Source organism: Pseudobdellovibrio exovorus JSS (assembly GCF_000348725.1).
GTDB classification, from domain to species: domain Bacteria; phylum Bdellovibrionota; class Bdellovibrionia; order Bdellovibrionales; family Bdellovibrionaceae; genus Pseudobdellovibrio; species Pseudobdellovibrio exovorus.
The window spans coordinates 1,005,297-1,019,483 of the sequence record NC_020813.1; the positions used below are offsets into that span (position 1 = coordinate 1,005,297).

The 14,187-nt window shown below is 41.0% G+C and carries 12 protein-coding genes; 7 read left to right on the plus strand and 5 right to left on the minus strand.

The window, feature by feature from the left end; all coding sequences use genetic code 11:
- Positions 1–85: 85 nt before the first annotated feature.
- A complete protein-coding gene (locus A11Q_RS05015; protein ID WP_015469705.1) occupies positions 86–937 on the plus strand; it encodes a ChaN family lipoprotein in 852 nt (283 codons plus the stop codon).
- Between the two features lie 13 nt (positions 938–950).
- Here the strand turns inward: A11Q_RS05015 and A11Q_RS05020 are convergent, their stop codons facing one another.
- Together A11Q_RS05020 and A11Q_RS05025 are read right to left on the minus strand one after the other, a co-directional pair.
- On the minus strand, positions 951–1,544 hold the full coding sequence (locus A11Q_RS05020; protein ID WP_015469706.1) for an ATP/GTP-binding protein: 594 nt from the start codon (positions 1,542–1,544) through the stop codon (positions 951–953).
- An 18-nt stretch (positions 1,545–1,562) separates the two neighbouring features.
- Positions 1,563–2,858 (minus strand): enoyl ACP reductase FabMG family protein, encoded by a 1,296-nt coding sequence (locus A11Q_RS05025; protein WP_015469707.1) that lies wholly within the window; start codon positions 2,856–2,858, stop codon positions 1,563–1,565.
- 61 nt (positions 2,859–2,919) lie between these two features.
- Here A11Q_RS05025 and A11Q_RS05030 point away from each other — a divergent pair, with 61 nt between their 5' ends.
- A complete protein-coding gene (locus A11Q_RS05030; RefSeq protein WP_015469708.1) occupies positions 2,920–3,699 on the plus strand; it encodes a helical backbone metal receptor in 780 nt (259 codons plus the stop codon).
- Here the strand turns inward: A11Q_RS05030 and A11Q_RS05035 are convergent.
- On the minus strand, positions 3,679–4,971 hold the full coding sequence (locus A11Q_RS05035; RefSeq protein ID WP_083860478.1) for a 3-deoxy-D-manno-octulosonic acid transferase: 1,293 nt from the start codon (positions 4,969–4,971) through the stop codon (positions 3,679–3,681). The two genes, A11Q_RS05030 and A11Q_RS05035, sit on opposite strands and share 21 nt — an antisense overlap.
- Positions 4,902–5,882 (minus strand): glycosyltransferase family 9 protein, encoded by a 981-nt coding sequence (locus tag A11Q_RS05040; protein WP_015469710.1) that lies wholly within the window; start codon positions 5,880–5,882, stop codon positions 4,902–4,904. The genes A11Q_RS05035 and A11Q_RS05040 overlap by 70 nt, the downstream gene beginning before the upstream one ends.
- Before the next feature lie 148 nt (positions 5,883–6,030).
- Here A11Q_RS05040 and A11Q_RS05045 point away from each other — a divergent pair, with 148 nt between their 5' ends.
- The 5 genes from A11Q_RS05045 to A11Q_RS05065 are packed head-to-tail and all read left to right on the plus strand — an operon-like array spanning position 6,031 to position 13,071.
- On the plus strand, positions 6,031–7,350 hold the full coding sequence (locus A11Q_RS05045; RefSeq protein ID WP_041575089.1) for a hypothetical protein: 1,320 nt from the start codon (positions 6,031–6,033) through the stop codon (positions 7,348–7,350).
- On the plus strand, positions 7,340–9,736 hold the full coding sequence (locus A11Q_RS05050) for a hypothetical protein (protein ID WP_015469712.1): 2,397 nt from the start codon (positions 7,340–7,342) through the stop codon (positions 9,734–9,736). Before A11Q_RS05045 ends, A11Q_RS05050 begins: the two co-directional genes overlap by 11 nt.
- Before the next feature lie 55 nt (positions 9,737–9,791).
- Positions 9,792–10,916, plus strand: coding sequence for an MFS transporter (locus A11Q_RS05055; RefSeq protein ID WP_235044650.1), 1,125 nt, complete (start codon positions 9,792–9,794; stop codon positions 10,914–10,916).
- Entirely contained in the window at positions 10,883–11,917 is a 1,035-nt protein-coding gene (locus tag A11Q_RS05060) for a hypothetical protein (protein WP_015469714.1), read from the plus strand. Before A11Q_RS05055 ends, A11Q_RS05060 begins: the two co-directional genes overlap by 34 nt.
- Positions 11,917–13,071: an RNA methyltransferase gene (locus A11Q_RS05065; protein WP_015469715.1), complete on the plus strand. Its 1,155-nt coding sequence runs from the start codon at positions 11,917–11,919 to the stop codon at positions 13,069–13,071. Before A11Q_RS05060 ends, A11Q_RS05065 begins: the two co-directional genes overlap by 1 nt.
- On the opposite strand, the gene A11Q_RS05070 is transcribed toward A11Q_RS05065, so the two are convergent.
- The gene (locus A11Q_RS05070; RefSeq protein ID WP_015469716.1) at positions 13,068–14,183 is read right to left on the minus strand and encodes an endonuclease/exonuclease/phosphatase family protein; all 1,116 of its coding nucleotides are present in this window, start codon (positions 14,181–14,183) and stop codon (positions 13,068–13,070) included. The two genes, A11Q_RS05065 and A11Q_RS05070, sit on opposite strands and share 4 nt — an antisense overlap.
- Positions 14,184–14,187: the final 4 nt, after the last annotated feature.

Consider the following 14,187-nt stretch of genomic DNA (forward strand, 5'->3'; position numbering starts at 1 on the left):
AATTCCAAAGACCTTCTTTTATAAGTAGGTTTACAGCGGTCAGTCAATCGAATATAAGGGTCTGGTACGAAATTGAGGGGTTTTTATGCTTAAAAGATCGGTATTTCTAGCTCTATCCGCATTATTTTATAGCTCTTGTGCTTTTTCTCAGCTTTTTGATGGCCGAACAGGTCAAGAAACCTCTCTGGAAAACCTGCTGAGTCGGGTACAAGCGGGCCATATCGTCATATTGGGCGAAAACCATGGTCTTGCCAGCCATAAAGAGCAACACCTCGAAATTTTACGCGGCTTACGCGCTAAAGGCTTAAAAGTTTCGGTGGGGATGGAGTTCGTCAATTACACGGACCAAACTTATCTAGATCAATACCGTGCGGGAGCCTTAACGGAAGATCAATTTCTAGCGGCTATCAAATGGGGTGGTTATAGCTTTGATTTCTATCGTGAACAGATTCTATTTCCAGCTTTGGCATTTAATGAAACCACAGTGGGATTAAATATCTCGCGCCAGATCACTTCGAAAATTTCAAGACAGGGGCTAGAGAGCTTAGATGAAGCTGAGCAGGCGCTATTGCCTCCAGCTTTTACTTTGGGTCGTGAGTCTTACAAGACGCGCTTTATGTTAGCGGCGGGACATCACTGCAAGAGTCCGTTGAATTGTTTTACGGCTCAGTCGGCGTGGGATGATACGATGGCATGGCAGACGGCCGAGTTCATGCAGGCTCATCCTGATCATGTCCTTGTGATTGTTGTCGGAGAATTCCATGTTCAGTACGGCGGAGGGTTGCCAGATCGTATCCGTGCACGATTAGCGGACGCTCGTCTGGTGACGGTGTCGCAGGTGAATGGCGAGGGAATGTTAGACGAAGAAAAGCAAGAGCAGATCGAGCCTTCTTTGACTGAAGGCCCGCGCGCTGATTTCATATGGATTAGTCAGTAGTTACTTAAATCCGTTAGCGAATAGCTTTAACTTCTTCCATGGCTTTATTTTCTAAAATTGCAGCGATGACCAGCGTGGCGCGTTTCATTTTTGAAAAGAAATCCTGTTCAGCTCCAAGAATAATTCTTTGAGGATGACCATCCCAGCTTTGCTTAATCTTATCATTTAATAGCAAGGCTTCATGGAAGCTTTCCGTACGGATTTCATTACTGGTGTCGTAATCAGGTTCTGTCGCTGTGTCTAAATGAATAACCCAGTCATAGCGAGCAAGTTCAGCAGCGCGAGTTGTCTGAGTTGTTTCAAAAAAATTATCGGCTGAATCGGGCCAGTAAGCTAAGGCATCCAATGAACCACGATCACACACGATCAAGGCTTCGGGATTTGTCTTACAGCGCAAAGCCTCTAATTCTTTTTGTGTGAAGTAAATCGCTCGTTGAGCATGGAAGTAGCCTTCATAGCTTTTAACACGAGGAAAGCCGCCCTTGTACAGGATCGAGGCCGCTTCTGGGACGATCTTTACTTTTTGTCCAAACTCTTTTCTAAGAGCTTCAATTAAGGTTGTTTTTCCGCCAGAGGGGCCACCAGTAATCGCAATTTTAACAGGCATAGAAATTCCTTTAATGAACTAAGTTACACTCTTAACGACAACATCATGTCCTATCCAAGCTACAGGTGATTTTGGGTGATAGCCATCGTGAAGCATGATGTACCCACAGGCTCTAAAAATCAATTCACTCAAGGTAGCTGTCATCAATGATTTTTCGTCTTTGTGTAAAGAGAAAATTCGATCCGAAGTCTCAAGACCTAATGCTAACTGCTCTTTACCAGAGTGATGTGGCCAGCCCTCATAGACACTGGTTTTCAAAAAGAGTTCAGAGTTTAAAAAGTCATCTACAATTTGGAAAATTTGCTCGATAGAGGCATCTTCTTTTAAAACAGCACGGCATTCATTTTTAATTTTTTGAGTCAATTCATGTTGAGGCTGATCTTTTTCGAAAGCGCGGATCAAGTTGTAAAGTGGAATTTCAATCCCTTGGAAAATGGAACTCGAGTTTGTTAAAATCTCAGGACAATTGTAGACACACGTTTTGATACCTTGTTGGCTCCATTTTTTCGAAATACCTTCGAGTTCAACTTTTGCCCAACCTTGAATGTAGGGGGCGTAAGATTGCCATTTGTAATCGTCATTGATGATGATCTCGGTGCCATGGTAGCCGTAAGCCACGTAGCTGACACTTCCGCCTTTTGACTCAATTTGCTGTCTTAGATTTGCGGACTCATCAATCAGGATATTGTAAGTTTCAGCAGTGACTTCTTGAAAATTAAGTTCCAACAGACGACCAATGGTACTTTTCCAGAAAATCTCTGAAGGTAAGAAGCGGTCTCCGGTTCCTTTGAAAACGCGATTCATCAATGGCATGACGATTTTACAGCGGGGAACTCCACCTGCCATTAAGTGGGCAAAGTGAACATGGGCTCCGTCTTTCAGGTGAGGAGTCAGCTCTTTTAAAAACTGCTGAACACTTTGTCTGAAGCGCAGGCGTCCTTTTTCTTTGGATTCTTGTAAAGAGGTCTCTGGTAAAACAGCGTTTTGCCAATCACTGAGTTTAACATCTTTTAGATAGTCGACAGGTGACTTGCCGTGGGAATCTTTTTCTAAATCAAATCCGGCCTCAAGAGGAACGTTAATAAAAGGCTGTGGAATTGACGCCGTTTCTTCAGCATTGAGAGCACGTAAGTTTCCTTCGCTATCGCGTCTTCCCACTGTGGCACGGATAACAGTTAGACCGCTCTTTTCGGCTTCTTCTACAAGCCCGTTTGCATAGCCGCGGTTAAAAAGTTCACCAAATAGTACAAGGACATCGCCTTTTTTAAAGGATTGAGTCTGAGGTTTTTCACGTAGTGGGTAGTAGTTTTTCATTCGGAAATAGTAGCGCGAGCTAATAGTTGACTCAACTAACAGTGATTGACACGATTAGTTGATGCTCGAAAAAAATGCTAAAATTCTTTCTTTGGTGCCGTCATGGACAGAAACCCTCATTGAAGCGGGTATTGATGTCGTCGGTAGGACGCGTTTCTGCATTCATCCCGAGTCAAAAGTGAAATCGATTCCCGCTGTTGGTGGCACTAAAAATATGCAAATCGATGAAATTTTGAAGCTGTCACCTGACTTGGTTGTTTTAGACCAAGAAGAGAATAAAAAAGAGATGGCTGAGGTATTAACTCAAAATGGAATTGAAATTGCTGTCTCCCATGTGACGGGTTTACAAGAGGCTTCAGACTTTTTACACAATTTGGGTCAGAGACTTCAAAATCCAAAACTACAAGAGTACGCTCATCGCTATCGTCAGATCCTTGAAAAGAAAGAAAAAATCAATGCGGAATTATTCTGGAGACAGATTCTTATTCAAGATGCGGAACTGGTGGCAGAACTCAGTCGTAAATCCATTCAGGAGTTACAATTAACACCTATTGAATATGTGATTTGGAAGAATCCATTTATGGTTATTGGACAGGGGACATTTATAACTGAGGTGATGTCATTGGTAGGGGTTCATCTGTCACATCCGCAGAAGTATCCGCAGATAGAGGCTTCTGCGCTTAAAAAAGCCATGTGCCTTTTTTCGAGCGAGCCTTTTCCTTTTGCTAAGTACATCCATCAGTTGAAAGCCGAAGGTTTTCAAGGCGCACTGGTCGATGGGGAAAAAATCAGTTGGTACGGATGGCGCAATCTTACTTTTTTAGAAAGCTGTTTTAATTGATTCTTTGATGGTATCGAGGGCTCGCTGGCTTGCATTTTGATTTTTTTGCATTTCAGTTAAGATCTGCTCTTTATCAAAAGTCGAAATATTTTTAATAAGCCCTGTTAGCTCTTGTGGGGATTCAATTCTAATAACGGATTGCCCTACATAGCGGACAGCTTCAGGATTGTTGTGGTAAAAAGGTCCAACAGCAACGGGAAGGCCGCAGCAAAGCGGTTCCATTACCGAGTGAACTTTGTCTTTAAAAGAACCGCCAACGAAAGCTACAGAACCAAAGCGATAGAGGTCAGCGAGGTATCCCACTTGATCTACCAGTAGAATGTTTTTCGAAATATCCACGCGCTGTAAGTCCTGAGATTCAGACAATAACTGGTAGCTCCATCCGTATTTTTCCAGGTCATTTCGTAGACGTGCGATATTGCTGGAACTGACATCGTGGGGGCACAGAGCAATTTTGAACTTATTTTCAATTAAAAAATTAAAGCATGGAAAAAGCACCGCTTCATCTTCAGCCCAAGTAGAACCGCAAATGAATAGGGGAGCTGAGTCCGACGAAGAGTTGGCGATTTTGACTTTCGGCTCTTGGCTCAAGCGAAAGAAAACTTGATCAAAACGCGTGTCGCCATCGGCTTTGATGATCTTTGTTCGCGTGATCAATTGTAGACTTGGGATGATTTGTTCTTGTAAGCAAGAAATAAAATCTAGCTGGCTAAGTAAGTGTCTATTTACAAAATGATTAAGTGAACTTAAACGAGGGTTGTACGAGATCACCCCTACAGGAATGCGCTGCTTTTTCACTTGATAAATAAGCTCTGGCCATAAATCTGTTCTGGCAAAAACTAAAACACGCGGTTGTATGTATTGAATAAGACGCTTAATTGCAAAGGGCTGATCCCAAGGTAGAGGAATGAACTCGTCGACAAATTGACTGATATTAAAAAACAACTTTTCCGCAGATGGAGAGGAGTAGGTGACAACAACATGTGCTTTTGGATCTTCGGTTTTCAGTAGGCGAATAACAGATTTGCAGTATTCAATTTCTCCACTAGAGGCGTGGAACCAATAGCTGTTTTTGAAATTATTCTTTTGTGAGAGCTTTTCTCGACGTAACTTTATCCATAGCTGTAAAGATTTTGGCAAAACCGGAGAAATCACAAATAGCAAAACTCTAAGCGTGAAGTAAATCAGGCGATAAAAATAAATCATTTGTTTTGCTCGAGGATTTGGTTCATGCGGCTTGAAACTTCCAGTGGTGTAATCGAGCGTAGGCATTCATGATAGGCCACATTCACACATGGCCCCTGTCCATGTTTAGAGCAAGGACGACATTTTAAGTTTCTTTCTAACTGTAAGGTCGTTTCGCGCGAAGGGAAACCAAAAGGGGCAGGTCCCATTAAGGCGATGGTGGGCTTTCCAAGTTGCTCTGAAAAATGCAGAAGTCCGGTGTCATTAGCAATCGTCATACTTGCTTTTTCAATCACAGCGGCGGATCCCAGTAGTCCGGTCTTTCCCGTTAGATTGAGGACATTTGAGTTTTGATTCAAGACAGATGTAAAGTTGTCCTCTGGGCCAGCTAAAACAACAAACTTTTTACTTGGGTTGAGTTTGATGAGTTCATCCCAATACTCTATTGGCCATCTTTTCAGAAAGTAGGCAGCCGAAGGCACAAGTGCTACGAAGTCTTCATCTGGAGTTTCTACAGATTGTCGAATACTTTCATTTAGAAACAATTGTGGTGTTGGAGGAAGCCGAAAAGGCATTCCCCATTTTTCTAACGGCTTAATCAGATCTCTTTGTCCAGAAAAAGGTTTTTCAAAAAGATTGATATGATATTCCAGAAGTAGAAATCTTTTGATGCGCATCATCGGTCTGACCAAAGTTTTCTTTGAGTGTACAAAGAAGCGAATGAGTGCAGATCTTAAGTTATTGTGTGCATCATAAATGTGCGTGAAATTTTCCTGATTTAATTTTTTTATCAATTGGATGAGTCCACGGAATCCATCACGGCGATCCAGTGTCCAGATGCGATCAATATTTGGGTGATTTTCAAGCAAACTCGAGAGGTCTTGGCGTGTAACAAAATGAATCTCGGCGTTCGGAACATAAGAGCGGATAAAGCTCGGTATGCTGAGTGCTTGTGTTAAATCGCCAATGCTGGAAAATCTTATAATGAGAATCTTCATCCGAACCTGTATATAACTTATCTAGTCATAGTATACAAAAACTGTCATCTGTCCAGTTTCAGCGTCCTGCGCCCCTAAATTCTAGGCCAAATCGCATAAATTAAGCCTCAGACCTCTATTGGGGCACAAAACTTGATAGATAGCTGGTATGGGAAGAAACCATCTGTTTTTGATTAGTGCTATCTTGTTTTTCAGCTTAGTGTCTCATTCTGAGATTCGCACATCTATGGTTGTTCAAGGGTTGTCATTTATCAGCCCTGATTATGAGTCTGCAAGCAGTAAATCTTTCGCATTCTTAGGCGCGAATCTTAAGACCAATCCTAAATCAGATGACCTTTTCCGTATTAACTTAACGGGTATGTATGCCATGGGGAACTCTGTTTTGAGTTTTCTGAATATCCGTGAAACATACTTCAGCACTTCATTTGAAGATAAATCAGAGCTTCACATTGGTCGCAAATTACATAACTGGTCTTCTTTAGACAGCGTATGGAATTTAGGTGTTTATCAACCTCAATTCCGTTGGAATCCATTGGCTCCTGAAAACCAAGGTTTAACAGGTTTATTTTGGGAGAAAAGAAACCAAGGATTTGCAGTGAGCTTATTTGCCTCGCCATTGTATATTCCAGATCAAGGCGCTAGTTTTGAGTTAAAAGATGGTCAGTTTCAAGCCAGTAATCCATGGTTCCCGATGCCTCCACAAAATGTTCGTTTTCAAGGACAGTTGTTACCGATTGACTATAACGTCGATAAACCTGAAGTCAGTGAAGTGATCTTTCAAACTCAGTACGGAGCACAAGTTCGTATGGGTGAGGGACGTGGATTCTTTGCTAATTTAGCAGGGATGTATAAACCTTCGAATCAATTGGCTTTGGGCTATAAAGGCGTGTTGGTAACGACACGTGTGCGTATAGATGTGACTCCGAAAGTCTATTATGAAAACGTGTATTCAGCAGATTTTGGCTACCGCGATACATGGGGAGCTGCTCAATTGTCGGTTTTATATAGCCAACCGAAAGATCCGAAGTTCGATGATGGATTTAACTCGCCTCAATTCGACGAAAGCTTAAGTTGGGGGCCACAGATATTTTTTAGATATCAACCCTTCACATTTTTCTTAGCCTACTTGGACACAACAGGTGGAAAAGTTAAAGATGTGGGACCTGATGCGGATGATAACAGAGCTTCCTTGTCGAATCGCTTTCAGTTCCGCCAAGCGGCTTTAGCTAGAGCTACATACACGGGAGTTTTTTGGAATCAATTTCGTTTAGACTCAACACTTCAATATAAATTCAGCCCATCAGAGTCGTTCCGCCAAATCAACTTTAAGAATGCAGTGAAGTTACGTGGACCATGGGCTTTCTGGGTCGATGTGCTTTTAATTGATACTGATAGCGAAAAGAATTCGGCAATGGAAGCCTACAAGAGTTTAGATCAAGTATGGGCGGGAGTAAGTTATGATATCTAAAATCTGCTTAGCTTTTTTAGTTATTCCTATGATGTTATTGTCATCATGTACTGAGTTTACTAAGGGAAAACCTAAGAAAGAAGAAGTTGTAGAAATCAAACAAGACGCGATGAGTTGCTTGAAAGATGTTCCTTTAGATGTGCAAAATTTTATGAAATCTGAAGTGACACCGGCGGATATTGATAAAACATTTTCTTGTATTGATGACACCTTGTCACAGTTCCAAACGCGCGTTGAAGGACGCCAAGAGGCGACTTCATTTAATGCAGAAGAGCTTTTTGAAATTTTTGAAAAATTCATTGAAGATTCAAATATCTCTAGAGACGCTACACGAGATTTACTCTCTTTAAAAACAGCCTTACTAGGTGGTTCAGATCAGAAAATCACTAAAGATGAACTAACAGAGCTTCGCGCTTATTTGTTGGTGATTCGTGAAGAAGCTAAAAATCTACTACCTTATGCTCAATTGTTTACTTTTCAAAAAACAGATGCACCACTAACTAAAACCATGATTAAAGATGGATTTGCTCAGCTTAATTTAAGTCTTAAAAATCTTTTGGCAGCATCTCGTATGTCTCAGTCTTCTTATGGATTTGAAGACTTCAAAAGAACTATCAAAAATATGAATGTTTTGAAAGAAGATCAGCAGGGAATGCTAGAGTTGGCTGACAAGGTCAATACTCTTTTGATCGGTCAGCAGGCCGCTGGCGGTGAGTCTGAAAGACAAATCTACATTGATAATTTAACAGAGGTACTACGTTTATACTCAACTCATATTCATGGACATGTTAAATTTGAAATCAGCACGCCTGCTGTATTAAATAACTTAATCGAGTTTATCGAAGATGCGGTATCGTTATTAGAAGGCACATTGCAATACCGAAAAACTCAAAAAATTTCGATGGCCTCACTTGATCCTTTGATTTCTGAAGTTTTTGAAAAAGAGATGATGCCACTTCCAGTTTCCAGTTCAACGGCATTGAGCTTTTACAAAACAATAGTAGTGCGTGTTTTAGAATCAGGACTTGCTGGCGATATCATGGCATTTGATGGTATCAAGCGCGTGCATTTCAGTAATTTGAAAAGAGAAATAGCTGTTTACAAAATCTATAGTAAGTATCTTGAAACTATCGCAAGCGAGTCGGTTTTGGCTTCAAGCCAGAATCGCAGAATCCCTGTGGAAACAGTTCAGCGTCAGCTACGTCAATTTGACCCTGCAAGCGAGACGGCAATTCTAAAAGATTTCGACTCAGAGACGCAAAGACTCATTGTTAATATTGTGAAAGAATTAAAAGAACAGTTTTTAATTCAAAAGCCTTCTATTTATCGCAATAAAAAGTTGATGTTGTATGCCAATCAAAATCTAGCTCAGCAAAATTGGGTGGATTTGACTCGTGGATTTTATGTGATGATGTTATCGCGCCAAATGCTATTAGGTTGGGGCGAGACGCCGTTTGTGAAGTTAGTGAAAAATGCCCATGCCAGCAAGCGTGGAATGGTGCAGTGGTATAATGAGTTTAAAAATTTCGGAATCGAAATCAAAGCTATGGACCCACGAGTTGAAAACCAAGGTGAGGCTAGCGTAATTGCTGCAAACCTGTTTACCGCATCTGGTAATGGCGATGATAAAATGAGCTTTTCGGAAACGCTACAAAGCTTCAATATTCTGATCTCTGGCGGTCAGACTTTTAATGAAATGAAGCAGGGCTTAGCCAATGCCAACTGTAACCTTTCAGATATGGATGTGTTCGGTAATCCATGGAATAACGAAGCCTGTTTTATAGGCGAGCTGAAGCGGGGATATAAATACTATTTTTCTAACCTTCCAGCTTTAAGTGTTTATTTAGAGCGTTTGACACCGGAACAGTTCCAAGATTTCTTTGTGGCCTTGCTCGATGCGGCCCGTAAAGAAGAGGCTAACAAAAATGTGCGTTTGGAAAGTGCAGATATCAAAATGATGATTTCTTTGTTGTATTACATGGAGTCCTTGTATGCGGCCCATGATAGCAATAACAACTTCCTATTATCTCCGACAGAGATCCGTACGGCTTATCCAAAGTTTAAAAACTTTGCAACGGAGTTTGCCCGTGAACATTCCAAAGCTGAACTGGATAAGTTTAATGGCCGATTGGGCCGTGTGGCTTATTCTTGTTATGGTGAAGAAGACCTTATCCGTGAATCTTTTATTTTCTTGTTGTTTAAAGGACGCACTCCAAAACAAGAGGATTTAAGTACATTGCCATGTGTGGTAACGCCGGGGATTCTTCGCCGTATAACTCCAGATAACTTGGACAATCGCAGACCACTCATTCAACACGAGGGTGAGGTCGGCCGTCGTACTATTATTAATACTTTTAAAATCCTGAAAGCTGTATTAAGCTCCTAGGATGCTTTTCCGCTGCTCTAAAATGTTTTGGGCACTTCTATTTGCTTACCTGAGTATGTTCATACTCGGGTTGGCGGACAATCTCAGAGGCCCGTTGTTCCCTGAACTTTTAAAATATTTTAACTTGAGTAATTCTGAAGGGTCATTCAGTTTTGCGCTAGCTTCTACCGCAGCCTTATTAGGTAATATCGCCTCTGCCTTTGCTTTGAAGAAAGTGCATTTGAATCGTCTTTTAACATGGACCATTGCTTTAATGATGGCCGGTGTAGCCCTCATGGGATTTGCGCCATTATTTGTGTGGTATCTTGCTGGATGTTTTTTATTCGGTTTTGGTTTGGGCGCGACAGGTGTAACTCAGAATCTTTTGATTGCTGAAAATGTTCAGCCGCCCCATCAAACTAGAGCCATGTCCTCTATGCATGGCATTTACGGCTTTTCGAGTTTGCTGGCACCACTGTTGGCATCGAGGTCTCCACGTGTATTTAGTGATCATTATCCTTCAGAAAATCTTTTGACTCAGTGGCAAAGTGGTTTCTTAGTTGTCAGCTTTTTATCGATGCTTGTGGTGTTATTAACATTTATCATCAGCCCCAAAGAAGAATTTGTTCATCACGAAGAGGCCTCGAAGGGGACTGTGAAAAAAAGTTCGGTGACCACGATGCTTTGGTTTGCGGGATTTTTTGCCACCTATGTGGCGGCAGAAATTTTAGTAAGTACGCGACTGGCTTTGTATATGAGAAGTTACTTTAACTTGAGTTTTGAAGATTCAAGTAATTATGTGACTTACTTTTTTGTTTTTCTTTTGCTTGGTCGACTTTTGTTTGCGATTAAGAGTTTTAAAAGTGCCATTAAGCTTCAAATGAATCTATGCTTAATGGGATCGGTTTTATTTCTGATTATGGGTCTGTATGTTCACCCATTTTTCTTGGCCCTTTGTGGTTTAAGTATGGCACCTTTTTATCCTTTGGCGATTGTGTATATTTCGGAAAAAGCAGGTTTGCAGAAGCGTAGATTTATTACTTTTGCGATGAGCATTCAAAGTGTCTGTGTGATTTTAATGCATGTCTGTGTAGGTTATCTGACAGATGCTTTTGGTCTATTATTTGCTTTTGGTTTTGGTGTTGTTCTGCTAATAATGGCTTTGGTATGTCTAAATTTTCATCCGCCTATAAAGGCCTAAAAGGCTTTTTCTTTATTATCTTAATTGCTGTTGTGATGGCTGCTCCTGCAGCCTATGCAGATATTGAGTCCCAAGCTGTGATTGAAAAAGTAACGGACAGTGATCGTCTTTTGGCGACCAGTCAATCTGAAGAGTGGCATGTAGGTGAAACGCTCGTGATTGTGTCGCAGGATTTGCGACGCGGAGTTATTGGCTTTGTTGAAGTTATTGGAACTCGAAAGATCATTGATGGTCTGTATGAAGTTCGCTTGGGCCTACTTAGACAATCGCGTAAGGTTTTAATCCAACCGGGTGATTTTGCTCGACGCCTAGATTTATCTTCCACAAATCCTGACTATATTGGAACAACGGATTTACTTCTGCGCGATAAGCAGATGCAGGTATCGGCACAGTATAGACCACTCGTTTACCAAGGGTTAGCCATCGGGGATACAGCGCAGACATTATTCGAAGATGAATTTCTGATCAATTACCTTGGCGATACTTACTATGGATTTAAAGATTGGCTCACTGTGGGGTCCTTTATCCCAGCCAATTTCTTTGGACGGCCGAATGCAAATTTCCGCGCAAAATTTTATGACAGTGAAGCGACAACCTTAGCCGCAGGTGTTTCTTTTGCGAGGCTAGTGAAAGAGGATCAGGGCTCTGTTAACTTGAATTTCTTCTGGGATTCTATTTCATCAGATGCTTTGATTTCTCATACCTTTGTGGGGATTGGTATCGTTGAGTGGGACGGGGCCGAGGATGCTGCGGCTTTGAAGTATGTCACTTCCAGTTCTTTTCAGACAGGATACGAAGTGATTTTAAATAACTGGGATCGCTTCCTTATTGGTCCGAATTACAATTTTGCGAAAAAGGCGCTCGGTGGCTATCTTTCGTATGTTTGGACGATGGAACACTTTCACTTTCAGCTCTCTGTCAATAGTACGGATATCACCAGTCTTCGCTTAGATCCGTCGGATGGCTATTACGGGTTCTTTGATCTCTACTGGAGATTTTAGTGTCGCGCTTTTTTATTAGCTGCCCAATAGGATTTGAAAACTCGCTTGTAGAAGAGTTAAAAAGTTTCTGGTTTGAAATGATTGATCTGGATGGTCTACCGACGCGGTCTTCTTTTCCAGAGCTAGATCTTATTAAAGGTGGACTTGAACTTGAATGTGAAGATCATCTTGGTTATCAGATTAATTTATTCAGTAAAATTGCTGGTCGTGTTTTGCTACGTGTGGCTTCATTTGAAAGTCGCTACTTCGATCAATTTGAAAAACAATTGTCTAAAGTTCCACTGAATACGTTTCTAGAAACAGGAATGCCTGTGACTTTACAAGTAGAGTCGCACAAGTCACGTCTTAATAACGAGAAAAGCATTTTAGAGTCAGCATCAGGCGTTTTACAGAAGATGGGGTTTAATGTTGTCGATAAAGCTAAGGTGAATATCTATCTGCGCTTTGAAAAAGATAGAGCCACGATCAGTTTAGATACAACAGGTGAGCACTTGCATCGTAGGGGATATGCGGTTTATCGAGGTGAGGCTCCGCTGCGCGAGACATTGGCGGCCTATCTTATACGTCGATTGTCTGCTCTGGTGAATCTAGATCAAGACCTGACGATAGTGGACCCCTTTGTAGGTTCAGGTACGATTTTATTTGAAGCTTTGTCGTGCTACTTACCGAATTTGCACCGCGAGTACAGTTGGCAAATATTTAAGAAAACACCAAAGCTATTTAAGTCGGATTCTTGGACAAAGAATTTTCGTTGGATTCGAAATTCTGGTCAGCCCTTAGCTGTTGGTTACGATATTGATGAAAAAGCGATTTTGAATTTAAGTCGTAATAAAGATGAGTTCTGTAAAGTATTTGGTGTAACAGATGTTCCTATAAAAGCAGAAGTGAAAGACAGCCAAGATGTTCAATTGCAGCGCTCTGAGCTGACAAAAAACGTATGGCTTGTATGTAACCCTCCGTATGGTATTCGCTTAGATGATCAGAATGTTCGAGAGATTATTCAGTCATTTGAACAAGATGTGGATGGTATGGTGATTCTTCATCCACCGATTTGGAACTTTAATTTCAGTCATCTGAAGTTGGTGTCTTCAGATGACTTTAAAAATCAAGGACTCAGCCTTAAACTTTCGATCTATTCGAAAAAAATAAATTAGAAGTATTTAATACGAGCGTAAAGTGGGAAGTGATCTGCCGCGCCTGACTTTTCTATAGAGTCAAATCGTTTAGGACTCCCTTGTGTATCCGTATTCATAGATGTTTTTACGATTTGGATAGAGTCTGGAATTAATTCAAAACCCACAGTTTTTAAATTGTTCGAGAAAACTAAAATATCAAGAAATGACCATGTGCCTTTATAATTATAAGACCCCACGCAGTGTTTACAGCCAACAAGGTGCGAAACTTGTCCCGCTTGAGTCATTTGATTTTTGAAATAACCATGAGTTTCCTCTTCCGAGGCGATGATATTTAAGTCACCACCGAAGACAACAGCACGCCCTTGTTTTTGGTATTTCAACATTAGATTTTTAGCAAAATCAATGGCTTGAGCTCTCCATTCAGTGGGGTTGGACTGTGAAGGAAAGTGGGCTGTTAAGAAAGTGATATTCTTTCCGTTAGGGGCTTTGACAACAACCTCCAGGATTCCGCGCGAGCGTTTGGCCCATTTAAGTTGTTCTGGGTTTTTGTCTTTGTAAGGAATAAGATGTAACTTTTCTTTTCCCACTTGTGGGAATTTAGAAATGAAAGCGGGATCAATACCGCGTAGATCGGGACCTTCAATAAGAACAACTGTTTTATATCCTAAATCTGATAGGGGACCATTAACAAATTGTTTCAGCACACGCAGGTTTTCAACTTCTGTTAACATAATGTTATCAGGTCCACGTCCTTGATCCGTGAAACGGATGACGTGGTTTAAATTACGCATTTTAGCTTCTAAAGCCTCGTCGCTCCAGTCGAATTCAAAACATTGTTTTCTATAGAAGTTGTTTTTGACCGACTTACAATAGTCTTGAACCTTTTTTTGATTTTTATCTTTTAAAGGCAGGTAGCTAAAGTCTTCTGTTCCTTCATCGTGTTGAGTATCGAAAAGATTCTCTACATTATAGGTCATAATTGAAATTTCATTTTCAGACTTAGCAACAGATTGCTGTGAAATTAGAACTGACGAGTTCTGATTCGTATCAACCGAAGGGGTCGATTTACAGCTAACGAAGAAGAAAAAAGAAAGGATGGATAAGGATAAAATTTGGATAAGTTTTTTCATATCG